This window comes from Acinetobacter sp. UBA991 (assembly GCF_002292065.1).
In the GTDB taxonomy this organism is placed as follows: Bacteria; Pseudomonadota; Gammaproteobacteria; order Pseudomonadales; family Moraxellaceae; genus Acinetobacter; species Acinetobacter higginsii.
The window spans coordinates 77,580-103,793 of sequence record NZ_DBBF01000021.1; the positions used below are offsets into that span (position 1 = coordinate 77,580).

Genomic DNA, 26,214 nt, shown 5'->3' on the forward strand with positions numbered 1-26,214 from the left:
CATATTAAATGATAGCTATATGATAAAGGCTGATGATATGACAATTAGAATATATGTAAGAGCAAGTACCAAAGATCAAGATGCAGAACGAGCATTGAGTGATCTTGTCTCATTCAGCCAAAGCTATGGCGATCAATACCATACATACATAGAAAACTATTCAGGTACGAAGCTAGAACGCCCAGCGTTAAACCAATTACTTACAGAGGCACATAAAGGTGACATACTTTTAGTCGAAAGCGTGGATAGACTTAGCCGACTATCACAAGATGATTTTGCAATTCTAAAAGATAAGATCAAGGCTAAAGGTTTACGTTTGATCGTTGCCGATCTGCCGACCACACATACAAGCAATGGCGGAATGACAGGCGAGATATTGAATGTGATTAATGCCATGCTCATTGATCTATTGGCAACAATGGCAAAACTAGATAATGACAAACGTAAAGAAAGAATCAAACAAGGCTTAGCACGTTCGGGATATGTACCGACTGGAAAGAAAGCCAATACAGCGAAACATGAACGCATTAAACAATTATTGAGCAAAGGCGACATGACAAAAGAAGAAATTGCAAAGGCTGTAAGTGTAGGAATTGCAACGGTTTATAGAGTGGCTAAGGAGTAATGGAATCACTCCTTTCATTAATACTTATTGAATACTTTCAATAAGTATCTGGTTTCTTAATTCTTTTAATGTTTTAGCTTCATCGGCAGGGAGTGTAATTTCTATTGCATAATCAATGCTGTCTTTGTTTAAGCTTTTGGCTTGCTTAACAAACAATTCAAGTAGAGTTTGATGTTTGTATTGTTCAAATGTAATGCCGATAGCTTCAGCAATGTTAGGATTTAGAATATCTAACTGTGCCTTTACATTCTTGTTTTGTGCAAATTGTTCATGGGCTTTTTGTAAGACTTCTTTGATTTGCTTTTCGTATGCTAAACGTTTTTCTGTTTTTCCATTATTCATGTGTCACCTCATTATTGTTTAAGATCATAAAATAGCTACTAAAACAGCAACAAGCAAGGTAAAACACTTTAAAAATAATGATTTACTATTTTTACTGCAAGATTGTATTTTAATAACTCTAAGTTGAATGACGTATATAATAATAAGGATATGGTTGAGGATATAATTATAATAATTCAAATATAAGTAATTTATATCAATATCTTATTGATATTACCGAGTCCGACCCTCGGACCAAGATTCAAAGACCCCAAGCTGGTATTAAAGGCTTGGGGTTTTTTCATTTCAGGCTGTTATACTTTTTTACGGTATTTTGCGGGAATATTGGGTATAACTTTCTGCCCAGTTTCCACCCGATATTTAAAGATAGAAAATAAGCATAACCAATTATTTACGAGCAAATCTATTTATCAACGTCCTAATAAAAATGGAAGGCAGATGTTGAACTAAATGGTGTACATGCGACCAAGACTGGGGCTTTCTCAGAAAAACTTCTCTGCATTGTTTAATAAGAAAATGATGGCTGTTTTTCGCTATGAAAAGAGTGAAAGGGTCATGAACCAAGAGGATTTGGAAGCTTTACATCATGAGAGTGTGGGTATTTGGTTTTTATTAACTGGAGAGCATGTTCGTCCTGATCTGCTTGCAGACGATGCAAAAAAGCTGTTAAAACTTTGGGATCAGGGTTGACCCATACACAGCATGCAACTTTGCTGACCTTAGTGAGAAATTTTGCTGAGAGTTTTGGAAAAAATAAATAGATATGTGAATGAGTAAATCTTAGTTTACTCATTCAATTTTAAATTTTTGGCTATATAAGGAAGAATTTATGCAACCTGATGATATAAAAAATTTAATTGCTTTCAGTGGATTGATTGTCTCTGCAATAGTTGGAATACCAATGCTTTATTTCAAAACAAAAGAGCATAAAAATCTGCATGAACAAACACTTACTAATAGGTTTAAAGCAAGTATGGAGTACGATACAAATTTTTTTAAAAATAGCAAAAATAAGCAGTATTCAAAAAATGTAAATGATGCAGCAGCCCAATCATTAGTTGGTAGTGAGAATGTTGATGCTTTTTTAGTTAATTTACTTTTGGAGTTTCACGAAAGAAATTTAGTAGATATCAATGAAATGATGTTTCTTTTCAAGGATGGTTGCAAATATGGTTACCTAAAATACGAAAAAAATACCAATATTAATAAGAGTTTAGATGAGCGAGTGATCGAGAGTTTTAGATTTTATTTCAGTAAGAAGAATTCCAAAATCTACTATATAAATCAAGAGAAAATAAGTAAAAGCAGAAGCCTAACTAAGAAATTATTTTTCATTACTTTTTGGGTTTTAATTTTTTATTCAATGTTTTTTTTCTATATGGTTTTAAATTCTAAAAGTTTTTATGATCTTATATTTCCTTTAATTTTTGGAGTTTTAACATTTTTCTTAGCATTTATTTTTCCCAACTTAAAGTTCTCTATGGAAAATACGAGTAAATTTTTAGAGAAGTTTTATGAGGCATATGAAAACTATGTTGAACAGAATAATAATGAAGAATTAGAGTTTGATGCTAAAAAACAATCTAGCGTGTCAAACTACAGTGAATATAGAAGAAGATATTAGTAATTTTATTTCGATAAATATTATTCTGACCTTAGTGTTTAAAAGCTATTGTTGTTAAGATGGTAGTAGGTGTTATTAAAATATTTGAACGAGTCGAATTTGCTCTTGAATAATCAATAGAGTTGTAGCGAAATAATAGACAAAGTAATAGGGATAGCTCATCTGTTGTTAATTTTAGACTAGATCTAAGTTAAAATTTAATGAAATTTCACGTTTTGTTGCGAATTGATTGAATCAACAATTGCCTTTTCTGTTAAAGTTTGTTAATACTAAGTGATAGTTTTCACATTTTTTTTATAAAACGTAAAGAACCGTATAACGAAAATATTCGAGAGGCGGGAATGACGATTCAATTATTAGAACTACAGCAAGCCGAAAAGTTAAGTGCTTGTAAAATCTCTCTTTCTTTGGGGCTAACTTCAGAGCAGAATTTGCTTGAGCAATTTTTACAGTTCAACCGAAAACTGATGCAGGCCAGTACTGCATTACTGTCATTTCACCAAGAACCCTATCTGTGGCATCGTTGCCCTGAAAAACTCAAAGCCATTGATTCTGCAAAAATTACTAAAAGTCTAAATACGCTATTTGTGAATGGAGATCTGGTTGATAGCGATCATCCGCAATACTCAACCTTACTGGCATTCCTTGCACCACTGAAAAAGAAAATCCAAACTGCGGTTGCTCTACATCTCAGGCATCCAGATCAAACTTCACTGGGTTATATCATCCTGTTTGATGAAGCTGCACAAGGCTTTAGTGACTTGCAAAAACAACTGCTGCAAGAACATTGCATCAACTTCATGCAACAACTGGAATTGAAGTTTAACCATGACGAGCTGAAAGAATTATACGAACAAGAAGCTGCACTCAATTTTAGTAAAACCAAATTCTTTTCGATTATTTCCCATGACTTACGTGCACCATTTCATGGGCTATTAGGCTTCTCGGAAATATTGGCGAAAGAACGTGAAACCTTAGATGAATCCAGTATTCAGAATATTGCCGACTATCTTTATGATACTTCGCAATCGACTTATAACTTATTGGAAAGCTTACTGAATTGGGCGATGGCCGAAGGTGGGCGGTTCGTCTATCACCCCATCAACTTTAAGCTGCGCCAGATCACCAATATCGTGACCGATATTCTTAAAACTTTAGCAATTAAGAAGAATATTCAACTGATTAATGAAGTCGATGAAAATCTTAAAGTCTATGCTGATATGAATATGATCACCTCGGTGATTCAGAACTTGGTGTCTAATGCGCTGAAATTTACCGATGTCGATGGTACGGGCAAAGTCTATATCCAAGCACAACATAAAGGCACTTATGTGGAAGTCTATGTCAAAGACACCGGTCTTGGTATGACTCAACAACAAATCAACGATTTGTTCCAGCCACGGATTACTATGAGTTATAAAGGCACTGCAGGAGAGAAGGGTGCAGGTCTGGGCTTAAGCTTGTGTAAGCGCTTTGTGGAAATGAATTTGGGTGAAATCAATGTCAGCTCCAATGAAGGCGAAGGTACGGTGTTTACCGTGTTGCTGCCAATCGAACGTGAACAGGTTGATTTATGTACGGATCAACAAAAAAGCAAAGCGAAATTAGTCTAAAGAGATTTTAAAGATAAGCTTGTAACTGATATAACTAACCTAGATGACATGACATCAGTCGAGTTTTTTTATATGAATGCGCAACAGCTACAAAAAACCTTAGTTGCAAGCCAATATGCTGAACAAGTTTTAAATTTATACACATTACAATTAGAACAAGACTATTCCGAAGATCAATTTCTGGACTCGCTGTCGACCGAAACCATCTATCAAAAAGTGCAACTGGCTGTGGCTGAGGTCAGCGATGAACAATCATGGATGAAAGCCTTACGCATACTCCGTGCCAAGCTGATGTTTCGCTGGATTTGGCAAGATGCCAATCAACTCACCAATGTGGTGACACTAACACGTGAGCTATCAGATTTTGCTGATGCCAGTATTTGTGCCGCCAAAGCTTTTGCATTACCGCCTTTATTAGCCAAACATGGCGAGCCAATTGGTTATTCAGGTCAGTTACAAGATCTGATTGTGATTGGTATGGGCAAGCTCGGTGCGCAAGAGCTGAATCTTTCTAGTGATATTGACCTGATTTTTGCCTTCGATGAACAAGGCGAAACCAATGGGCGTAAATGTATTGATGTACAGCAGTTCTGCATTCTGTGGGGACAGAAGTTGATTTATCTGCTCGATCATATTACTGCTGATGGTTTTGTATTCCGTGTTGATATGCGTTTGCGTCCGTGGGGCGATGGTTCAGCCTTGGCGATTAGCCATAGTGGCCTAGAAAAATATCTGAGCCAGCATGGGCGTGAATGGGAGCGCTATGCCTGGATTAAGGCGCGGGTGATTACCGGTGGCAAAGCGGGCGAAGAGTTGCTAGACATGTCACGTCCCTTCGTATTCCGTCGTTATGTCGATTATTCCGCTTTCGCCGCCATGCGTGAAATGAAGGCCATGATCGAACGCGAAGTCATGCGCCGTAATATTGAAGAGGATATTAAGCTAGGCGCAGGCGGGATTCGTGAAATCGAGTTCATCGTGCAGGTGTTCCAGTTGATCTATGGCGGATCGAAGCGCGAACTACAAGATCGTCAATGTCTGGTCAATTTGCATCATTTGGGTGAAGCGGAGCTGCTGGATCAGCAAGCAGTGATTGATCTGGAAGATGCTTATTTATTCCTAAGACGAGTTGAACACGCTATTCAAGCCTTGAATGATCAGCAAACCCAATCTTTACCCACTGAGCCTGAACAGAGACAACGGATGTTGGATACGCTTGGCTTTGCTGATTGGGCTGCCTTCTTGGATGTGTTGAATCAGAAACGTGACAAGGTCAAAGTCCAGTTTAAGCAGTTGATTCAGGAAAAAGAGTTTGCTGAGCCAGTTGATGATTTTGTGCAGCTTGAACAAAAACTTAATGCCGTATTGGATGATGATGCCAAGAATTTAATTCAAAACTTTTGGCATGGTCAGGCATTACGCAAAATCCCAGCCAGTGCCTTAGAGCGTTTAAAGAAATTCTGGCCACATTTGATCGAAGCGATTTTACAGTCGGATCAACCACAAATGGCGCTATTGCGTTTGATGCCATTGGTTGAATCGGTGCTACGTCGTACCGTCTATCTGGTGATGCTGATGGAAAGTCGTGGCGCGTTACAGCGACTGGTCAAGATGGCAACGGTCAGTCCATGGATCTGTGAAGAACTGGCACAGTATCCAGTGTTGTTGGATGAATTCCTGTCCATGGATTTTGGTCTGCCACAGCGCAAAGATTTGGAAGATTCATTGCGTCAACAATTGCTACGCATCGAGATTGATCAAGTTGAAGATCAGATGCGGGTACTGCGCTTATTTAAAAAGAGTAATGTATTGACTGTTGCCGCCAGTGATGTACTGGCAGAAAGTCCGTTGATGAAAGTCTCCGATGCCCTGACTGATATTGCTGAAGTCAGTGTACAAGCGACTTTACGTTTGGCTTATGAGGCGGTTGCACAGCGTCATGGCTATCCAGTTGGAAATGATGGACAGCGTTGCAGTCTCGATAACAAAGGCTTTGCCGTGATTGCCTATGGCAAATTGGGTGGCATTGAGTTGGGCTATGGTTCAGATTTGGATTTGGTGTTTATCCATGCCTTTGAAGAGCAAAGTGAAACCGATGGCCGTAAGGGCATTAGTGGGGCCGAGTTTGCGATTCGTGTGGCACAGAAGTTTATGTCCTTGATGACCACACAAACCTTGGACGGGCGTGTCTATGAAATTGACACTCGTCTGCGACCATCAGGTGAAGCGGGGATGTTGGTCACCAGTTTAAAAGCTTATGAGCAATATCAACAAAAGAGTGCCTGGTTATGGGAGCATCAAGCTTTGGTGCGTGCTCGCTCAATTGCAGGAGATCGTGGATTATGCACGCAATTTGAACAGATTCGCTGTCAGATCCTGACCCAAGTACGTGATGAAAATGTGGTGCGTGAAGAAGTGTTGAAAATGCGCCAAAAGATGAAAGATCATTTGGGATCATCTTCTGAGCAAAAAAAACATGGGATTTTTCATTTAAAACAGGACTCAGGTGGTATCGTTGATATCGAATTTATGGCACAGTATGTTGTGCTTGCATGGAGTGGGACGAATACAGATCTCGCCCATTTTTCCGATAATGTAAGAATTCTAGAAGATGCTGCTAAAGCAGGCTGCTTATCCAGTGAAGATGCCACAGCATTAATACACGCTTATCTCCGTGAACGAGCTGAGAGCCACCGTCTAGCGCTTGCAAATCAATCTATGCAAGTCAATGCTGCGGATTGGCACGATACCCGCGAGATCGTTTGCAAGTTATGGCAAAGATTAATTGATCCAACTGCGCAAGCATTGGAAAGTGAATAATTGTGTAAAAAAGAAAATGGAGTATGTGCGATGAGTTTGGCTGATCGTGATGGTTTTATTTGGCAAGATGGAAAATTAGTTGACTGGCGTGATGCAAAAATTCACGTCTTAACTCACACACTACACTACAGCATGGGTGTCTTTGAAGGCGTCAGAGCTTACGAAACCCCAAATGGTACAGCAATCTTCCGTTTGCAAGATCATACTAAACGCTTATTAAATTCAGCAAAAATTTATCAGATGAATGTTCCATTTGATCAAGCGACATTAGAACAAGCACAAATTGATGTAGTGCGTGAAAATAAATTAGCATCTTGCTATTTACGTCCATTGATTTGGATTGGTTCTGAAAAACTCGGTATCGCGGCAACAGACAACACCATTCATGCCGCGGTTGCAGCATGGGGCTGGGGTGCATACCTTGGTGAAGAAGCAATGGCACGTGGTATTCGTGTGAAAACCTCTTCATTCACGCATCACCATCCAAACGTGACCATGTGTAAAGCAAAGGCATGCGGTAACTATACCGTGTCGATCTTGGCACATCAGGAAGTGGCACGTTCAGGTTATGACGAAGCAATGTTGCTTGACCCACAAGGCTTTGTTTGCCAAGGTGCGGGCGAGAACGTATTCCTGATCAAGGATGGCGTGTTGCATACCCCTGATTTAGCCGGTGGCGCGTTAGAAGGGATTACCCGTCAAACCGTGATTACCATTGCTAAAGACCTGGGTTATGAAGTGGTTGAACGTCGTATTACTCGTGATGAATTCTACATTGCAGATGAAGCATTCTTTACAGGTACTGCTGCGGAAGTAACCCCGATTCGTGAATATGATGACCGTGAAATTGGTTGTGGTTCACGTGGTCCGATTACCACTGTGATTCAAAAGACTTTCTTTGATGCAGTACAAGGTCGCAATGACAAATATGCACACTGGTTAACTTATATTAAATAAGCTGTAATCGTGCACAAAGGCGAAGCTTAGGCTTCGCTTTTTTATTGACGAATTAATACTAAAAAAAACAATCCGCTCTATGCTAAGATGAGCGTATATTCAGTGCATATGATTGAACACTTTTGTTTTTTTGGACAAAGTGTAGCCTCGTATCTCAAGCATTTAAGGTTTTCAGATGGTAGATATTCAACAAAATTCGGCAACTCATGAAGACAATGTGATCTTGTGCATGAAGTGGGGAACCAAGTATGGTGCTGAGTACGTCAACCGTTTGTATAACATGGTCAAACGTCATTTGACTCTGCCTTTTAAAATGGTGTGCTTGACTGATCGTACCGAGGGCATTGATCCGAATGTTCAATGTTTTCCAATTCCATCTCTAGATTTACCTGCTGGTAGCCCTGAGCGTGGCTGGAATAAACTCTCGACTTTTGAACCTGATCTGTATGGCTTAAAAGGCAATGCTTTATTCCTCGATTTGGACGTGGTCATTATTGATAATATTGACTGCTTCTTCCAAGCGGAAGGTGAGTTCTTGGTGATTCACGACTGGAAACGCCCTTGGCGTATCACAGGCAATAGTTCGGTTTATCGTTTTAAACTGGGTGCTTTTCCAGATATCTTGCCGTACTTCCGTGCAAACTTTAAAGAGATCAGTCAAAAGTTCCGTAATGAACAAGAGTACCTGTCTTGGTTTGTGCATAAAGAAGGCAAATTGAGTTATTGGAATAAAGAGTGGTGCAAAAGCTATAAATACCACTGTTTAAGACGAGTGCCATTTGCATATTTCCAGCCGCCTATTAAACCAAAAGGCGCAAAAATCATTATTTTCCATGGTGAGATTAATCCACCTGATGCGATCAGTGGTGGTGGTGGTAAGTGGTATCGCTATGTATTGCCATCGGATTGGATTAAAGAGTCTTGGCAATAATCCAAGTGTTATTCATCTTGAAATTGAATAGATGAATAGGATAAAAAAATCAGGCGGAATGCCTGATTTTTTTGCTTTAGGAGTTATTAAATATTGTGATATTGGCGATACCAATCGACAAAGTTTTTCACTCCATCAACCACTGAAGTAGCTGGTTTGTAGTCCACATAATTTTCTAGCGCAGAACTGTCGGCAAAGGTATCTGGTACATCGCCAGGCTGAAGAGGAAGCAGGTCTAAAATTGCTTCTTTACCTGCTGCTTTTTCAATCGCCTGAATATATTCAATCAGTTTTACCGTACGGTTGTTACCAATATTGAAAATTCTAAACGGAGCATTGCTGGTGGATGGATTTGGATGGTTACTGTCCCAAGTCTCATCAGGGGTCGCAATCTTGTCGCTAGTACGGATAATCCCTTCAACAATATCGTCGATATAGGTGAAGTCGCGGGTGTGATTGCCATGATTAAACACAGGAATCGGTTTGCCTTCAAAAATATTCTTGGTGAACTTAAACAAGGCCATATCTGGACGTGTCCACGGACCATACACGGTGAAGAAACGTAAGCCAGTGGTCGGTAATTTAAATAAGTGGCTGTAGCTATGTGCCATTAATTCATTGGCGCGTTTGGTTGCAGCATAGAATTGTAGCGGATGATCTACACCATGTTGTTCGCTAAATGGCATGGTGGTGTTGGCACCATAGACACTACTGGTGCTGGCATAGGTTAGGTGGGGTGTTGCGGCGTAACGGCAGGCTTCCAAAATGTTGGTAAATGCAATTAGGTTGCTCTCCACATAGCTATGTGGATTTTCAAGTGAATAGCGTACACCGGCCTGCGCGGCCAAATGAATCACACGCTCAAAACGATGATCTTGGAAGCATTGATCCACCACGGCTTTATTGGCGAGATTGTCACGAATCAGTGTGAAACTGCCTGTATCGTTGCGCTCAGCCAGTAGTTGTAATTGCTGAGCACGGGCCTCTTTCAGGGATGGATCATAATAATCGTTAAAATTATCAAAACCGACCACATCATCACCGCGTTCCAGCAGTTTTTTTGCAACACTAAAGCCGATGAATCCAGCAGCACCTGTGACTAGAACTTTCATTCATCGCCTCCAAAAATATCTCGGGTATAAACTTTATCTTGTACATCTAGCAATTCATTGGAGAGGCGATTGGCAATAATCACATCACAAGATTGTTTGAACTCATTTAGATCTTGAGTGACTTTAGAGTTAAAAAAGCTGTCTTCGTGAAAGGTCGGTTCGTAGATAATGATTTCCAGACCTTTGGCTTTTAATCGCTTCATCACGCCTTGAATCGCTGAAGCACGGAAATTATCTGAGCCACTTTTCATCACTAGCCGATAGATTCCCACCGTGCTTGGGTTTCTTGCCAGAATCGAATCCGCAATAAAATCTTTACGTGTTCGATTGGCATCCACAATCGCTTTAATCAGATTGCTAGGTACGTTGTTATAGTTGGCCAATAACTGTTTGGTATCTTTCGGTAGACAATAGCCGCCGTAGCCAAAAGATGGATTGTTATAATGACTGCCAATACGAGGGTCGAGACAAACACCGTCAATCACTTGTTTGGTATCTAGGCCAAAGCTTTGTGCGTAAGTATCCAATTCATTGAAGAAGGCCACCCGCATCGCCAGATAGGTATTGGCGAACAGTTTAATCGCTTCAGCTTCAGTTGAATGGGTCAGCAAGACTGGAATATCCTGCTTGATTGCACCTTCTACCAGTAAGTCTGCAAATTGCTGGGCACGTTCAGACTGTTCCCCAACGATAATACGCGATGGGTAGAGGTTGTCGTGCAGCGCTTTACCTTCACGTAAAAATTCAGGTGAGAAAATAATGTTTTCAGTCTGATATTTATTTTTGACTTGCTCGGTGAAACCCACAGGAACTGTAGATTTGACGATCATGGTTGCATTGGGGTTAATGGCCAGTACATCCTGAATGACGCTTTCTACACTTTGCGTATTAAAGTAATTGGTTTGAGGGTCATAGTCAGTTGGGGTGGCAATAATAATAAAATCAGCATTTTGAAAAGCCTGCTGTTTATCGGTAGTCGCCGTGAAATTGAGCTGTTTTTCTTTTAAAAAAAATGAAATATCATGATCTTGAATCGGTGATACTTTGTTGTTCAGTAAATCTACTTTACTTTGTAGGATATCCAGGGCAATGGTTTCATGGTGTTGTGCAAATAGCATTGCATTTGACAACCCGACATATCCTGTTCCAGCAATCGCTATTTTCATAAGTACCTAACAGATTCGATATACATGATGGACGGCTAATAGGATAACCAGAGTGAGCCTAATTTTAAATCCCATTCTACAGGTGTAATCACCATTCGTCCTGCATTTGGAGTGAGCGTGATTTCACTAAAGTACACATGATCTTGAGAGAGTAAGAAATCTACTCGGCTATAACCATACGCAAAACAAAGCTTTTCTGACAGTTGAATGATCTCTTGCAATTGTTTCGGTGCAGCTAATGCGGATGGTGAATTATCTTTTAGATCGACCCGAAATGGTTGTAACTGCCATTGTGTATCATACATATTTGAGTAGTCGTTGCCTTGAGCATCTTGGACATCAATTTCTAGATATTCCGGACGGCCTTCAAAACAGTGCACACGACACGTGGTAATGGCAGATTGACTGGCAGGATCGACATAGAGCTCTACATATTCTTCAACTAGTACTTTAGGGCAAATATCTTTGTAGTGCCATTCACGCTTTCTAAAATACATATTCATTTTAAGATGATTTTTGATTTTAGCGGTTGCTGCTTCGACACTAAACTTGCTTTTATCGCGACAGACCATGGCGCTGCCACTGTCATGAGTGCATTTTAAAACAAATTGATTGGGTAACTGGTTAAAATCAATCTCATCAATACATTTGTAAATGCCAATCAATGGAACAAAATAGGCATCACCAACCTTTGCTGAAACCAACTGTCTGACTGCACATTTATCTGCTAATTTTGTGAACAGGGGGCTCCGCTCGAAAATCATTCGGGCAGTGACTTTTTCATTGAAGCTTTTTGGCGAGCAAAAATCAGGGGTATAACCTAATTTGCAGATAAACCGTTTAGTGAGATACGCTTTATCTGAAACAAATTTAGTTCTAATTATTTTTGCTTGATACTCAAAGTAGTTATAAATCATCAGTCAAAAGATTAAATCCCGTCAAAGTAACCTGTAATTATAATAAAAATACCCAAATTCGTCTAATAAAAATGTGGTGGTTTTAGGTGTAAAATGATTCCAAAAGGTTTGATTTTGTTAGGGATTGTCAGGGGTTAAGCTGATGTTAATAAAGCCACTAAATAAGGTGGAATTATAGATCTGCTGATTACCTCATCGATATTAAAATTTAAACAATTATAATATATTGATTTATATGGAATGATTGCACAATGAATACCTCCGCTATTACGAAAAGAGACTGACTGTGAACAGATCAGTGGTGTTATCATATGCTCCTAGATTAAACATGTTTGGCCGTATTTTCGGGCTTTCGGATCGTTTAAGAGTGAATTGATGAGTGAAATGATGCAACCGGTTGATGTGGTGATTGCTTGGGTGGATGGCAATGATCCGAAGTTGAAACAGAAGCGCATGCAGTATCAGGGCAAAACACAAGCTTCTGATGCCGTTAGTGATACCCGTTTTGCCAGCAACCATGAAATTTATTATAACGTTGCATCTATTTTAAAATATGTCCCATTTTGTCGACATATCTATATTGTGACAGATGGTCAGCAACCGCAATGGATTGATGACTTTGTTCAGGATGGGATTTGTGAGGCGGGTAAAATTCGAATTGTTGATCATCGTGAAATATTTATGGGGTATGAGCAATACTTACCTACTTTCAATACACGTTCGATTGAAACCATGCTCTGGAATATTCAGGGTTTATCCGATTACTTTTTCTACTTGAATGATGATTTCTTTTTTAACGCGCCAGCACAATTAGAAGATATTCTGATTGATCAGAAAATGGTGATTTACGGGCATTGGCAAAGCAGTTTTGTGCTCAAGGCCAAGCTTTGGTATCGTCAGGTTTTAAATCAATATTTTTCCAAGCCGATACAACCTAAACATATGATTGCGCAAATGTTAGGTGCAGATATGCTTGGATTTAAAAAGTTTTTTGAGATTCACCATTATCCGCACGCGGTTGACCGTAAAATATTACAAGATTATTTACTTGCTCATCCTAAGTTTCTAGAAAAACAGATTCAGTCTAAGTTCCGCAGTGTCGAACAAATCAATCCGATTTCATTGATGAATCATTTGAAAATTCAAAAGGATGAGGCCTTGTTAAAGCCTGACCTTGAGATTGCCTATTTGAAAAATGAAAGCAGTTTAAGCAGCTTCTTGCAAAGCTTGGGTAATGAACAGATTAAATATGGGTGTATGCAAAGTCTGGATCAATTGAGTGATGCGGCAGCGGCAGAAATTTATGCAGCTTTAAATCAAAAATTGGCAGGCTATATCCCGAAAGTTTTATTGGCTGAAACGGCCAAAGGATAAATGATGAAAGTTGAAACTTATCTAATTAACCTTGATGGCAGTGATCAGCGTCTGGCGAGTGCGACCGCACAATTACAGCAACAGGGATGGCCGTTTACCCGTTTTTCGGCCTATGATGGGCGTGGTAAGGCCTTATCAGAGTTTAAGCAATATGATGATGCCGAAGCTCAACGAATTTTAGGTCGTAGTCTGATGAATTCAGAGTTGGGATGTTATCTGAGCCATTATGGTTGTGCTGAAAAGTTTCTTGAAAGCGACGCTGATTATTTGGTGGTGTTAGAAGATGATATTCAGGTTTTGCCCAACTTTAAACACAAGCTTGAGTCGCTCCTCAATTATCTGGATCAGCATAAAGAACTGGATTGGTATGTGGTCAATATGGCGGCGAAAAAGAAAAAACTCGCCAAAGATATTGTACAGATGGATCAATACAACCTGTGGCATGCTTATTATTTCCCGATTCGTGGGGTTGGGCTGCTTTGGTCGCGTAAAGGGGCGGAAGAGTTTGTAAAACTTGGCAAACAAATACATGTGCCTGTCGATATCTTTTTCCAAGGTTGGCTCAGCAAGAATGGAAAAGGTCTTGGTGTATGGCAGCCTTTTGTTAAACCTGCTGGATTGGACAGTGATATTTTGGGTACGGTTGCAACACAGGGTATTCAGCGTAAAGACTTGGAAAAGCGCGATTCGTCTCATGGTCTAAAGAAACAGAAACGAATGTGGCGTGACCGTTTTTATGCTTTTAAGCATCTTTACTTTTAATTAAATATTCTGGGCAAATCACTTGAGTAAAAAGCTGAGGTGATTTGAAGATATGGCTGAGTGATCTGTATGAAAATATTTAAAAAAATATTCTATCTCTTAAAGTTCTATACGATGTATTCGAACAAAATGAGAGGGATTAATGATGCCATAGACAATGAAGCAGATCTGATTGTACTTAATCCGACTATTTCTGATGCACTCATTCCAAAGAAAATCTGGATGTATTGGGAAGGACCACTGGCTGGATTTGTGGAAAAATGTGTTGAACAGGTTAAAAAGACCAATCCGGATTATGAGGTTCATTTTCTCACGCCAGATACAGTGAAAAGCTTTTGTGATATTGATTTTACTCGTTTCCCAAAGGCAACGCCGCAACAAAAGGCCGATTTGCTTCGTTTTGAGTTGATTTATCAATATGGTGGTATTTGGTTGGATGCAAGCATCCTTGTTTATGAAAGCTTAGACTGGATTCAGGAACTGATTGCGAAGAATCATACCAACAGCTTTGCCTATTACCGTGCCAAGAATACAACACTTAAAGATTTTCCCGTCTTAGAGAATTGGTTATTGGCCAGTGCAGAGAAAAATATTTTCTTTAAAGAATGGTTTGATGAACTGGCGAAAGCGATTGAAATGACGCCTAAAGCCTATCTGCAAAAATTGAAAGAAACAGAACTTGATTATCAAGATATGTTTCAACAGATTGGTCGTCTGGAATATCTAGTGGCCTATGTGGCCTGTCAGAAAGTGATGCGTCATCATTTGCCGAGTATGTGCTTAATTAACTGTGATCAAAATGCGCTGTATTTTCAGGTAAAGCACCAATGGGTGAAAGAAAAAGTGCTGATCGATATGGCAATCAATTACCCGCCTCAGCAAATGCCAAGGTTGATCAAGCTTGCAGGAAAGGAAAGAAAAACCCTGAGTCATTATTATGAAAAAGGCATGTATCTGGAAGGTTCATTACTCGATATTTAAAGCAAGAGCTTTCAGTGTTTAAAGCAAGGTTCTCGGGTCAATCTTCTCAAATGTTTGTACAGCACTGCTTTGAGACAGGTTAAAAACTTTAATTTCTTTTTCTCTAAATAGTGTTGCAGCGACATCAAAGGCTTGAAATACATCATCGACATGATGATTTAGGGTTGTTGGTTGCTGTCCGCCAATACTTTCATAAAAACGTGGCTGAGAAAAATTATTCATGTCTAAACCCGCAATATAGATTTCTTTATACCCCAGCGTAAAGAGAATCTGAAGGGCAACATAAGCCACGGTAAAATAGTCAAAAGTACCTTTATAGACATCGAGTGAGAAACCCATGCCTTTGTGAATAAAGAAGTCAGTTTCATTTTGATCAAAGTGTCTAGCATGGTCTAGAAAGGTTTCGACTTGACCATCGGTAATTGTTTCAATGGTTTTGATCTGACAATGAATATCTTCAATCCGAACGTGTCTTAAAATCAGGTCTAGGCAACGTGGTGTGGTGTAAAAGGTGCAATCGCTATTTAAGACTTTTTGGACCAGATCGAAACGGCAGTTCACAAAGTTATGGTCAATAATGACATAACTAGAAAATGGAATTGAATCAAATGCGATAGCGCCATTTACACCGATATAATCTCGATCACTTTGATGCAGAATTTTGGAATCTAGTTGTTGAATAGAAGGGCCTGTCGCCACCAACATGCATTTTTTATGAGAAATTTTTGCTGGAAGGCGATTATTGGACACCAGTTTTTTCTTAAAATAAATTTTCTCAATACGATTCTGTGAATCGCGCTCCACGCTATAAAGTGGCCAGTAGCGACGATTATGTTTTGCTGCTTTAGGGAATAAAAGCTTATAAACCAATTTATAAATACTTCTAGAAATACGATCTGAAAAGAAGTGAACCATTTAAAAACTCATTTATAAAATCATTGAGACGAATGAAACTAGATAACTTGGTTTAGGTCATCTAGTTTCGATTGATATTAGTCGTCTAAAGAAAAGCTTTTCTTTTTCAATTTGGTTTTTAGACTATGTAATGAACGAGCAAACCAATTTCTATCTTCTGGGCGAGTTACTTTGTTGCCGCGATAATGAATTTGGGTCGCTTTAGAAAAATCACCAAAGGGCTCAATGCGATAGTTCTCTGGGCGATAACCCGCTGCAATGGCTTCTTGATAATATTGGTCGAACAGTTCAGTCAGGTCTTCACGTGGATGCGGCATGATTTTACCGTCGAACCAGTGTTTTTGCCCTTCAGCCTCTAAACGAGGTAAGGAGTATTTATGGCTGAATTGTGTGCCCATATCTGAATAATGCAAGATTTTGATTTGATCAGCAGCCAGACCTTCACCATCAATATTATTATAGGAGTCTTGATAGGGCTGAACTAACTTAGGTTGATCTTTTAACAGCTGCATCAGCTTTTTATGGCTTTGCGGATCCGCTTGAATATCCTTTAATGAAGGAAGGTATGCTTTGGCTTTCTCACAATCCCAAACACACGTACACAGTCTGGCTGAGTTTTTACCGCCTTTGGCAATCACGATTGCTTCATCTTTTTTAGGATGTGCCCATAACTCCGCAATATCACATAACACCACAACATCCGCATCCATATAAATGGCACGGCCTTCGAAATTGCATGACTCTGGGATTGCCCATCTAAAACCTGAAAAAGGGGTCGCCCAATGTTCTGTATGCCAGCCTTCGTCTGTTTGCTGATTGGTATACCATGGACTATTTTGATCGTGGCTAAGCTGCATCCATACAATTTCAACAGGATGTTTGGTATGCTTGCGGACACTATAGTCCAGAACCATCATTTGTTCTAAGTCGCAGTTATTGGGGTCGCAACCAACAAAAATTTTAATTGTGGAGTTAGACATGACTAGCTTCCATTTTTAAGGCTTTATTCATAATTATAGTCTAAAAAGAGGGGCTTTTTTTGAAATATTTCTCTACTTCTGGTTATATTGTAAAGTGATTATGTGAGGCAATGTAATGATAATAAATACATTTATTGAAAAGGCAAAGAGGAAAATTGCCCAAGCAGAGATTGTCTCTTTTGATATTTTTGATACCTTATTGCTACGTCCGTATTTATCTCCACGAGATTTATTTTTACATATCGAGATTGATCAATGCTTGGAAGGTTTTGCTCTGGCTCGAAGAGAGGCTGAATTTAGAGCGAGAAAGAAAAATCCAGATCGACAAGAGATCTGCTATGACGATATTTATAATGAAATTGAGGCTGAGTTTAAGTGCGCCAAAGAAATTGAATTAAACTGGGAATTTATGGTTTTACAGCCGAACCCAGAAATGAAAATACTTTGGGATTATGCTCTTGAATTAAATAAAAAAGTTATTGTAATTTCGGATATGTACCACTCATTTGAGAGTTTACAGAAATTACTGATTAAAAATGAATTTCATGCTTTTGAGCATTTATATGTGTCTAGCAGCTATGGTAAAACCAAGAAAAAAGGCACACTGTTTGAGCAGGTCTTTTCTGATTTAAAGGTGAGCGCACAAGATATTGTTCATATCGGTGATAATAAGAAAGGAGATTATAGAGCGCCTGCGAAACTAGGTGTCCAAGCAATTTTATATAAACAGGTTGCACAGCAGTTCTTAGCTGTTGATGAACGGGTAAGACGATTTACAGAACAAGGCACGCTCAATTTAGGCAAGAGTATTTTGGTCGCAATGCTAGCAATGCGGTGGTTGAACCAGTCATTGGTACAGAATAGGCGTCCATATTGGCAAGAGATTGGTTATGGCTATGCTGCACCTCTGGCTTATGGTTATAGTAAATGGATTGAAACTACAGCACTAGAAAAAAAGCTAGATCATCTTTTGTTTGTTGCTCGAGATGGCTATTTACTGCAAAAGGCTTTCAAACAATTTCATGTTGGTGGAATTAAAACCAGTTATGTATATGCACCACGCCTACTCAATCTGGTTTACCGACTTGATTATGAGAAGCAGAATATTGAAAGTGCTAAAGCGATTGTCGATTTTTATGCGCATAAATATGCAGATATTGCTGCATTAACAGAAGGGCGATCTTTTAACAAAGCCAGTCATTATCACGATTTTATTCAAGAGCATAAACATCATTTTGAACAGCATGCTGAGCAAATGTACGCTGATTATCATCATTATATTGATATGATCATAGGCAAAGATGAACAGGTCGGAATAGTTGATAGTAAGACCGTTGCTTTGACCTCTCAGAAAATGTTAGAAGATGTATTACAGCGTCCAATCAATGGTTTTTATTGGTCTACGTTATTGCCGTATCGCACTAAAAAATATGCATTCGATACATTTATTCCCAATAATTTAAATACTTTAGACTCAAATGTATTTACTAAAAACTGGAAATTTGTTGAGTTGCTTTTAAGTTCACCTGAGTTTCCAATTTATGGCGTTTCGATGAAGGGGCAGCCGATATATAAAGATAATCCAAGTAAGGATGAGCGTCTCATTAAGGAAAACTATGCAGAAATTGTTCAGGGAGCTGAAGCATTTTTTGCAGATATAAAAGCTATTTTTGGTCAAACCAATCTTTATCTAGAAGGTGGAGATCTTGTCGCGTGGACCAATATCTTTTGTGACTATCCACGTGGCGTTGATGTTGAAAAAATGACAGAGGTTCGGTTAGCCGTTGATGTTTCACATCATCGCGCTATACCACTATTTTCGATGAAGACCTCGTTGGCAGATTTCCTTAAACAGCCTAAAACAACCTTAAATATATGGAAGGGGTTAGTTTGGAGAACCCCTATACAATCATTGCTTTTACATGTTTTTAAGCCATTAAAGGTGAAGAAAAGTCATGCTAAGCACATTAAAATCGGTGTTCTGCCATATCTTAAGACAAGATATTTTATCTGGACATTGTTATTGTTTAAGCGGTTTTCGCTGCAATTAACCTTAGGAAATTATAACAAACATCATTCTTGAGTTTAAAAGGCGCTGGTCGTGCCCTATGTGGAATTGCCAGCTCTTATCTTTTAATTTGAATAAGAGCATATAGTTTGGGCCTGTTTTTAGTGTCGGTGCTGCGGGGGAAATTTATCTTCTTGTCAGTAATTTGTTGTCTTTATTTTTATTCTGGAAAAACTAGTGTTTTAAAATTTAATTTATAGCTTTGATTTTATTTGATTTATTGTGGTTCTATTTTGGGTTTTGTAATCTTGTCTGTGTTCGCTGTGAGAAGAAAAAAATAACTATTTTTGAAATGTTGATGCTTATCCATAACTTACATGTTGTTAGCTTAGGCAACAGTCAGGCAAGATTGAAATCATGTACATCATAATCAAAAACAAGTATTCTTAGCGCCTGTAGGTATGTCGCCTAATTTGTCTGAATTACTCCTATCCCATATGAAAAAGTTTGTTGTCAGTCTCTCAAGCGCAATCGAGCGCCGTAATCATATCTCATCTCAATTTGAGAGACAGGGAATAGAGTTCAGCTTTTTCGATGCAATAACTCCTGATGTGGCCGCATATGATGCACAAGCCATGAATCTTAGTGTGCATGAAAACTATATTGCCAAAGGTGAACTTGCCTGTTTTATGAGCCATGTACATTTATGGAAGAAGATTGTCGATGACAATATTCCCTATATGGCAATTTTTGAAGATGATATTCATTTAGGGGAAAAGGCTAACAGGTTCTTAAATCAATCTGACTGGATCGAACCAGACTGGCATCTCATTAAGTTAGAAGCATTTACGCCGAAAGTGATATTGGGGGCTAAATGTAAAGAATTCCCGCAAGAAGGGCGAGAAATCTATAGGTTAATTGGAAAAAACTTAGGAACTGCGGGCTATATCCTGTCATTGCAGGGCGCAAAATTTTTATTAAATGAAATTGAAAAGATTGACTATATTATTCCCTTAGATAACTTGATGTTTGAGCATGTTGTTAAAGATCATAAGTTTATAATGTGTCAAATGCAGCCCGCACTGTGTATTCAAGACACCATATTGCATTATAGATCAACCAATATTCAGCTTAAAAGTCAGCTCACCTCGGAAAGAAAAAAGAGGATGAGAGCCAATAAAGCCAATGGTCTGCAGAAGATTTTTTTAGAATTGGTTCGTATTAGCACCCAATTAAAAATTATATTTTTTGCTCGTCGGGTAACATATAAGTGAAAACTTTTGTCATCAGTTTACAGTCCGCAGCTGATCGTAGAATACATATTGAAGAACAGTTTGGGGAAAAAGGAATTTCATTTCATTTCTTTGATGCCATCGAACCTCCTCTGGTCGATCTCCAAGCTGAAAAGATTGGCCTTACGCTTCGTCAAGGTGATTTAAGCCGAAATGAATTGGCTTGTTTATTAAGCCATGTATCGTTGTGGCAAAAAGCTGTTGATGAAGAAATGTCAGCCATTGCAATTTTTGAAGATGATGTCCATTTGGGAGATGATGCTGAGCTACTCTTAAAACAATCAGACTGGTTAAAGGTTGATATTGTGAAGCTCGAAAAATCTTACGATAGTGTTATCTTAGATTTAAATAAAACCCAAATCTTTGATCATAAAGATTTTATTTTAAGACGTTTGAAAAACCCCCATCTTGGAGCAGCAGGCTATATTCTCTCTTATCAGGGAGCAAAGGCATTGCTTGAGTATATGAAAGAACAACCTGTTTTAGATCATGTTGATCAAATTGTTTTTCGAAAATATATTGCTGAAGGTCAGCTTGGTATCTATCAATTAAATCCAGCATTATGTATGCAGGACTATTTATTAAATCCACAAAATCAAAAGTTTAAAACAACACTTCAATGGCGTAATAAACAAAAAATTAAGTCCAGAGGATTACAGAAGTTATCTCGTGAGTTCAAGCGTCTTTTGACTCAATTGAAAGAATTTCCTTATAAAACTAAATTAAAGTTTACAGTGACTAATAAAAATTAAACTATGGTATTGTTTATTAATGGATTATCTTTGTTGATTTGCACTGTGAAATAGTATGAATATTCCTTTGAGGTTTATTTCATATATTTTAATTGTATAATTCTGCTGTTTTTTCTCAAATATGATGGCTTTCTAAATGAGTGTTTTTGTTATTAGTTTGGATTCTGCAATTGAGAGAAGACAACATATAAATGCAGAGTTTAAAAAATATTTAGTTGATTTCCGCTTTTATGATGCAATTACACCAGTTACATCTGATGATGCAGCAAAAAGTGTAGGAATTGATTTGGCTCGGCGAGGAAGCTTAACGAAAGGTGAAGTTGCATGCTTGTTAAGTCATATTATGTTGTGGAAAAAGATTGTTGATCTCGACTTAGACTATATGGCAATTTTTGAAGATGATGTGTATTTAGGTGAGAATATACAGTGCTTTTTCAATGACTTTTCATGGATACCCAAAGATGTTCACATTATCAAATTAGAAGCTTTTGATAAAAAAGTTGATCTGTCTTTTTTCTTAAAATTATCAAAAAATGGAAGAAGCTTATATCATCTTAAAGGGATGCATTTGGGTGGGGCGGGTTATATTTTATCAAAAGCAGCGGCTGAGCATTATCTTGAACTGATTGCAAATATGCCAGAATTGGTTCCTGTAGATCATATTCTGTTTGGTCGGAATGTTAAAAAGGGGAAGTATAAAGCTTACCAAATGACGCCTGCAATTTGCGCTCAAGATTTTTATCTAAATGATAAATATCATAATTTTGGAAGTCATCTCGAAGAAGATCGCGCGGTTCGGCATCAGGCCGAAAAACTAGCAAGACTTCAACAAAAGCAGCAAATGACTGTATTTTTCAAAATCAAAAAAGAGATTTTAAGATTGTTTTTGCAAATTTTGAAACTTAAGGACCTTTCAGCTTATCGTACAGTGAAGTTTAAATAGTTTTAAGACGCTTGAAACCCATACTCATTTGTAAGCAGATTCAGATTTTCCGCCTCTAAACCGTTTATAACCCCACATATATTCAGCAGGAAAGCGGTTAATCATCTGTTCAACGGCTTGATTGAGTGCGGTTGTGGCAACTTCGATATCTCGATCATACAGTTGCGGATCATTCAGGTCATCACAATACACATCAAAACCTTCACCATCTTCACGACGGAAACAGCTTAATCCGACTAGGCGACATTGGGTTTTTTGTGCCATTTTACTGGCCAGTGTGCTGGTGAGACATGGAACTCCAAAAAAAGGAACCACAACACCACCAGACGGGTCTGGGACATGATCGGGCAAGATGACACTGAAGCCACCTTGTTTTAGGTTTTTAAACAAGGCCTTTACACCAGACGCGTCAGTAGGAACCAAAGTCGCATTGAGGCGTTGACGGGCATGTAAGGCAAAAGCATTAAAGCCAGAATCTTTCATGGGTTTGTACATGATGGTTGGAATACCATATTGATGTACCCATGCATTCATCATTTCCCATGTGCCCAGATGCGGGGTAATAATCAGTGCGCCTCTTGGATCACTGAGCGCATCGGTTAATACGTCCAAATGATGTACCGTATGAATCTGTTGGATGCTCCATTCAGGTGGCATTGCCCAACATTTACCAGATTCAATATAACTGAGGCATTGTTTGGTGACGCTTTCTCTCGCGAGCTGTTCTTTTCGTTCTAGACTAAGTTGAGGGTAGGCTAGCCCTAAGTTGACTCTGGTTTTCCACAGCATACTTTTATTCGGATTTTGATTGATAAAGTATGCCGCCACTTTTGCGATACTACGTAAAAGTGCTAAAGGGAGAATACGAAGTAGGGTAGTGTAAAACGACATGATCTTAGTCTTGTTTATCTACGTTGCCTTTAAGGACCATATAGATTAATGCGACAAAAATCAGTAGAGCACCCGCCAAACTACTGACACAGAAGTATAAAATGCGTTGATTGGTGTCCATATTGAAGAGTTCATTTGCCAAGATGTAACGCATGAAAAACCATTGAGCAAGTGAAAATACAATAAGTACAATTGCATGTCGACGTACATCAGGACGCATTGCCATAAGACGGATCTCTCAATAAAAAGCAGCCTATTATGCCACTAGCGGACTTGTTCGCAAAGTATAAATTACCTCACCTAACCTCTCCTAAAAGGAGAGGGATTGTATGGATATAAAAAACCCTGCATGAAGCAGGGTTTTTGTTGAAGCATAAACTCAAGGTTTATTTTTCTTCAGCTTTTGGCTTTTCGCGTAAACGAATACCTAAGTCGCGCAATTGATTTGCTTCAACTGGTGCTGGTGCTTGAGTCAATGGACATTCAGCTGTCTTGGTTTTCGGGAATGCAATTACATCACGAATCGAAGAAGCACCTGTCATTAACATGATCAAGCGGTCAAGACCAAATGCCAAACCACCGTGCGGAGGTGCACCATAGCGTAATGCATTCAATAAGAAGCTGAATTTCTCTTCTGCTTCTTCTTCACCAATACCTAAAGCTTCAAAAATTGCTTTTTGCATTTCTAAAGTATAGATACGAAGTGAACCACCACCGATTTCAGTACCGTTCAGTACCATATCGTAGGCAACAGAAAGGGCTTCACCTGGATTGCTCTTCACGTCTTCAACACTTGATTTTGGTAGCGTGAATGGGTGGTGAACAGAAGTCCATTTGCCATCATCCGTTTCTTCGAACATTGGGAAGTCAACAACCCAAAGTGGTGCCCACTCACACGTTGTCAGTTTCAAGTCATGACCGATTTTCACACGAAGTGCGCCCATCGCATCATTTACAACTTTAGCTTTATCCGCACCAAAGAACACGATGTCGCCATTTTCAGCGCCAACACGTTTTAATAGATCCAGCACGATTGGCTCGATGAATTTAACGATTGGAGATTGAAGACCTTCGATGCCTTTTTCAAGTTCGTTGACTTTGATGTAAGCCAAACCTTTTGCACCGTAGATGCCTACGAATTTGGTGTATTCGTCGATTGCACTACGTGGCAATGAACCAGCACCAGGAACACGTAAAGCAACGATACGACCTTTCGGGTCTTTTGCAGGGCCAGCGAAGACTTTGAACTCTACGTCTTGCATTAAGTCTGCAACGTCAACCAATTTCAATGGAATACGCATATCTGGTTTGTCAGATGCATAGTCACGCATTGCGTCGGCATAAGTCATACGTTCAAACTTATCGAATTTTACATTCAATAATTCATTGAACATTTTAACCGTTAAGCCTTCCATTAAATCCATGATGTCATCGTCACTCATGAACGATGTTTCAACGTCGATTTGGGTGAATTCAGGCTGACGATCCGCACGTAAATCTTCGTCACGGAAACATTTCGCAATTTGGTAATAACGGTCGATACCACCCACCATCAACAACTGTTTGAACAATTGTGGTGATTGTGGAAGTGCGTAGAAGCTACCATTTGAAACACGACTTGGCACTAAATAGTCGCGTGCACCTTCTGGTGTCGCACGTGTCAAGATTGGGGTTTCAACGTCTAAGAAACCATGATCTTCAAAATAGTTACGGATCAAGTTGGTCACTTTAGAACGGAAACGCAAGCGCTCTAACATTTCAGGACGACGGATGTCCAAGAAACGGTATTTCAAACGAATTTCTTCTGAAATATTGGTGTTTTCGTCATTCAATGGGAATGGCGGAGTATCAGAAGCTGCAAGAACTTCGATGTCTTTACCTAAAACTTCAATCTGACCACTCACCATGTTGGCATTTTCAGTACCTTCATAGCGACGACGAACACGACCTGTAATTTTTAATACAAATTCTGAACGTGCTTTATCTGCTGTTGCGAATGCTTCAGGCGTATCTGGATCGATCACCACCTGTACGAGACCATCACGGTCACGCATATCAAGGAAAATTACACCGCCATGGTCACGGCGACGGTGAACCCATCCGCATAAAGTAACGGTTTGATCGATTTGGGCTTCTGTTAAAGAGCCACAGTAATGAGTGCGCATCATATTGAATTATGTATCCAAACTATATTGGCTGTAGAAGGTGAATGCGTAAACAGCGCACCACCAATGAAGGGGAGATTATGCCTTGTTGAACGTATAGTCTCAAGTCTTAATGTTTTCAAGCGAATTTTAAAGCAACACTTCTACTTAAACTGATTTCAGACGAGCGATCCAATCAAAAAATAAAAACAATAGGCAGGCTACGGTAAACCAGCTTAGGCTTGCCTGTGTAAATTCATTAATCGATTTGCCTATATAAAAATAGCGTTCACTATTCCATAGATCAGCGCTGATCTGTTGGCTGTAGTCTAAGACTGCGATTAGTCCTACGATGATTGAAACACTGAAGCTGAGTAGTGCAAAAGTTTTTATTTTGGTTGAAACAGGATGGTTATGTTTATGCCTAAGGTAATAATGCCAAGACATGACCAGAATGATAGGTAGGGTGAGCACTGATGAGGCAATTTGTAAGACAAAATGCAGGGGATAACTTAAGCCAAGAAGTGAAATGTTTTGGGCAAGCGTTTCTTTGAATGCAAATGTTCGAAAGTCGAGATGAGTAAGTCCATCCCAAATTAAATGTGTAGCAATACCTATGCTAAGGGCAATACAACTCATCAAGATAAAAGTTAAGGCATGATCAAAGGAACTGACTTTTAGCGGATGATGAATACCTAAAATGCGGTAAATCACAGGGCGATAGATCAGATACCACAGTAGACAGAAGAGCAATCCGATTGGAAGATTGGGAAATAAAAGACCTGCCCATTGGTGGGTTAAGTTGATATTTTCTTGTGTAAATAATCGATAGATATCTGGTGTCATACAGCCAATTGCTAATGCTGCAAGTGGTAAATGGCCTTTGCTTAATTTGGATAAAGGAGGGGCAAGTACTGCATGAGAAAGAGTGAAAGGCATAATAAAAAAAGCATTATAGATAATAAAATCTTACGCGAAAGAATAGTAAATAAATAATCAGATTTGTAAATAGGCTGACCGATCATACTTGTTTTTTACAATGTTGTATTGTAGGTGTGTTTTTGC

The 26,214-nt window shown here is 39.0% G+C and carries 24 protein-coding genes; 14 read left to right on the top strand and 10 right to left on the bottom strand.

Going from position 1 to position 26,214, the window contains the following annotated elements; all coding sequences use genetic code 11:
• Positions 1-37 precede the first annotated feature (37 nt).
• Positions 38-625, top strand: coding sequence for a recombinase family protein (locus tag B2727_RS08155; RefSeq protein ID WP_241345113.1), 588 nt, complete (start codon positions 38-40; stop codon positions 623-625).
• A gap of 24 nt (positions 626-649) precedes the next feature.
• Here the strand turns inward: B2727_RS08155 and B2727_RS08160 are convergent, their stop codons facing one another.
• On the bottom strand, positions 650-967 hold the full coding sequence (locus B2727_RS08160) for a DUF6388 family protein (protein WP_125297709.1): 318 nt from the start codon (positions 965-967) through the stop codon (positions 650-652).
• 459 nt (positions 968-1,426) lie between these two features.
• On the opposite strand from B2727_RS08160, the gene B2727_RS08165 reads away from it, so the two are divergent.
• The 6 genes from B2727_RS08165 to B2727_RS08190 all read left to right on the top strand — a co-directional run bounded on the left by B2727_RS08165 (position 1,427) and on the right by B2727_RS08190 (position 8,912).
• Positions 1,427-1,657, top strand: coding sequence for a hypothetical protein (locus B2727_RS08165; protein ID WP_241345114.1), 231 nt, complete (start codon positions 1,427-1,429; stop codon positions 1,655-1,657).
• A 139-nt stretch (positions 1,658-1,796) separates the two neighbouring features.
• Positions 1,797-2,591 carry a hypothetical protein gene (locus tag B2727_RS08170; protein WP_241345115.1) on the top strand — a complete coding sequence of 265 codons (795 nt, stop codon included), beginning with the start codon at positions 1,797-1,799 and terminating at the stop codon, positions 2,589-2,591.
• Positions 2,592-2,932: 341 nt separating this feature from the next.
• The gene (locus tag B2727_RS08175; protein ID WP_033133846.1) at positions 2,933-4,204 is read left to right on the top strand and encodes a sensor histidine kinase; all 1,272 of its coding nucleotides are present in this window, start codon (positions 2,933-2,935) and stop codon (positions 4,202-4,204) included.
• 72 nt (positions 4,205-4,276) lie between these two features.
• Entirely contained in the window at positions 4,277-7,024 is a 2,748-nt protein-coding gene (glnE, locus tag B2727_RS08180) for a bifunctional [glutamate--ammonia ligase]-adenylyl-L-tyrosine phosphorylase/[glutamate--ammonia-ligase] adenylyltransferase (protein ID WP_033133890.1), read from the top strand.
• Between the two features lie 30 nt (positions 7,025-7,054).
• The gene (locus B2727_RS08185; RefSeq protein WP_004652473.1) at positions 7,055-7,981 is read left to right on the top strand and encodes a branched-chain amino acid transaminase; all 927 of its coding nucleotides are present in this window, start codon (positions 7,055-7,057) and stop codon (positions 7,979-7,981) included.
• A gap of 175 nt (positions 7,982-8,156) precedes the next feature.
• The gene (locus B2727_RS08190) at positions 8,157-8,912 is read left to right on the top strand and encodes a hypothetical protein (protein WP_005206212.1); all 756 of its coding nucleotides are present in this window, start codon (positions 8,157-8,159) and stop codon (positions 8,910-8,912) included.
• An 86-nt stretch (positions 8,913-8,998) separates the two neighbouring features.
• On the opposite strand, the gene B2727_RS08195 is transcribed toward B2727_RS08190, so the two are convergent.
• Genes B2727_RS08195 through B2727_RS08205 form a run of 3 tightly spaced genes read right to left on the bottom strand, consistent with a single transcriptional unit; the run spans position 8,999 to position 12,107 of the window.
• A complete protein-coding gene (locus B2727_RS08195; protein ID WP_033133847.1) occupies positions 8,999-10,024 on the bottom strand; it encodes an NAD-dependent epimerase in 1,026 nt (341 codons plus the stop codon).
• Positions 10,021-11,190, bottom strand: a complete 1,170-nt coding sequence (locus B2727_RS08200) for a nucleotide sugar dehydrogenase (protein ID WP_033133848.1) — start codon at positions 11,188-11,190, stop codon at positions 10,021-10,023. Before B2727_RS08200 ends, B2727_RS08195 begins: the two co-directional genes overlap by 4 nt.
• 35 nt (positions 11,191-11,225) lie before the next feature.
• On the bottom strand, positions 11,226-12,107 hold the full coding sequence (locus B2727_RS08205; protein ID WP_005206207.1) for an ATP-grasp fold amidoligase family protein: 882 nt from the start codon (positions 12,105-12,107) through the stop codon (positions 11,226-11,228).
• Positions 12,108-12,482: 375 nt separating this feature from the next.
• Between B2727_RS08205 and B2727_RS08210 the strand changes: the two genes are divergently transcribed.
• The 3 genes from B2727_RS08210 to B2727_RS08220 all read left to right on the top strand — a co-directional run bounded on the left by B2727_RS08210 (position 12,483) and on the right by B2727_RS08220 (position 15,224).
• Entirely contained in the window at positions 12,483-13,481 is a 999-nt protein-coding gene (locus tag B2727_RS08210; protein ID WP_033133849.1) for a Stealth CR1 domain-containing protein, read from the top strand.
• 3 nt (positions 13,482-13,484) lie between these two features.
• Positions 13,485-14,243, top strand: a complete 759-nt coding sequence (locus B2727_RS08215; RefSeq protein ID WP_005322391.1) for a glycosyltransferase family 25 protein — start codon at positions 13,485-13,487, stop codon at positions 14,241-14,243.
• Between the two features lie 69 nt (positions 14,244-14,312).
• On the top strand, positions 14,313-15,224 hold the full coding sequence (locus tag B2727_RS08220) for a glycosyltransferase family 32 protein (RefSeq protein ID WP_033133850.1): 912 nt from the start codon (positions 14,313-14,315) through the stop codon (positions 15,222-15,224).
• A gap of 18 nt (positions 15,225-15,242) precedes the next feature.
• Here the strand turns inward: B2727_RS08220 and B2727_RS08225 are convergent, their stop codons facing one another.
• Positions 15,243-16,139, bottom strand: coding sequence for an LPS biosynthesis protein (locus B2727_RS08225; protein WP_033133851.1), 897 nt, complete (start codon positions 16,137-16,139; stop codon positions 15,243-15,245).
• Positions 16,140-16,216: 77 nt separating this feature from the next.
• The gene (locus tag B2727_RS08230) at positions 16,217-17,119 is read right to left on the bottom strand and encodes a hypothetical protein (RefSeq protein ID WP_004802739.1); all 903 of its coding nucleotides are present in this window, start codon (positions 17,117-17,119) and stop codon (positions 16,217-16,219) included.
• A 259-nt stretch (positions 17,120-17,378) separates the two neighbouring features.
• On the opposite strand from B2727_RS08230, the gene B2727_RS08235 reads away from it, so the two are divergent.
• From B2727_RS08235 to B2727_RS08250, 4 genes are all read left to right on the top strand, one after another.
• Positions 17,379-19,202, top strand: coding sequence for an HAD-IA family hydrolase (locus B2727_RS08235; protein WP_241345117.1), 1,824 nt, complete (start codon positions 17,379-17,381; stop codon positions 19,200-19,202).
• Between the two features lie 386 nt (positions 19,203-19,588).
• Positions 19,589-20,401 carry a glycosyltransferase family 25 protein gene (locus tag B2727_RS08240; RefSeq protein WP_081406954.1) on the top strand — a complete coding sequence of 271 codons (813 nt, stop codon included), beginning with the start codon at positions 19,589-19,591 and terminating at the stop codon, positions 20,399-20,401.
• On the top strand, positions 20,398-21,171 hold the full coding sequence (locus tag B2727_RS08245; protein ID WP_033133853.1) for a glycosyltransferase family 25 protein: 774 nt from the start codon (positions 20,398-20,400) through the stop codon (positions 21,169-21,171). The genes B2727_RS08240 and B2727_RS08245 overlap by 4 nt, the downstream gene beginning before the upstream one ends.
• Before the next feature lie 136 nt (positions 21,172-21,307).
• Complete coding sequence (locus B2727_RS08250) at positions 21,308-22,114, top strand: glycosyltransferase family 25 protein (RefSeq protein WP_033133854.1); 807 nt, start codon at positions 21,308-21,310, stop codon at positions 22,112-22,114.
• A 24-nt stretch (positions 22,115-22,138) separates the two neighbouring features.
• Here B2727_RS08250 and B2727_RS08255 read toward each other — a convergent pair whose 3' ends face one another.
• From B2727_RS08255 to B2727_RS08270, 4 genes are all read right to left on the bottom strand, one after another.
• On the bottom strand, positions 22,139-23,005 hold the full coding sequence (locus B2727_RS08255) for a lysophospholipid acyltransferase family protein (protein ID WP_033133855.1): 867 nt from the start codon (positions 23,003-23,005) through the stop codon (positions 22,139-22,141).
• A gap of 4 nt (positions 23,006-23,009) precedes the next feature.
• Entirely contained in the window at positions 23,010-23,231 is a 222-nt protein-coding gene (locus tag B2727_RS08260; protein WP_004802750.1) for a hypothetical protein, read from the bottom strand.
• 160 nt (positions 23,232-23,391) lie between these two features.
• Complete coding sequence (aspS, locus tag B2727_RS08265; RefSeq protein WP_005322405.1) at positions 23,392-25,173, bottom strand: aspartate--tRNA ligase; 1,782 nt, start codon at positions 25,171-25,173, stop codon at positions 23,392-23,394.
• Between the two features lie 144 nt (positions 25,174-25,317).
• Positions 25,318-26,088, bottom strand: a complete 771-nt coding sequence (locus tag B2727_RS08270) for a DUF4184 family protein (protein ID WP_033133856.1) — start codon at positions 26,086-26,088, stop codon at positions 25,318-25,320.
• Positions 26,089-26,214 lie beyond the last annotated feature (126 nt).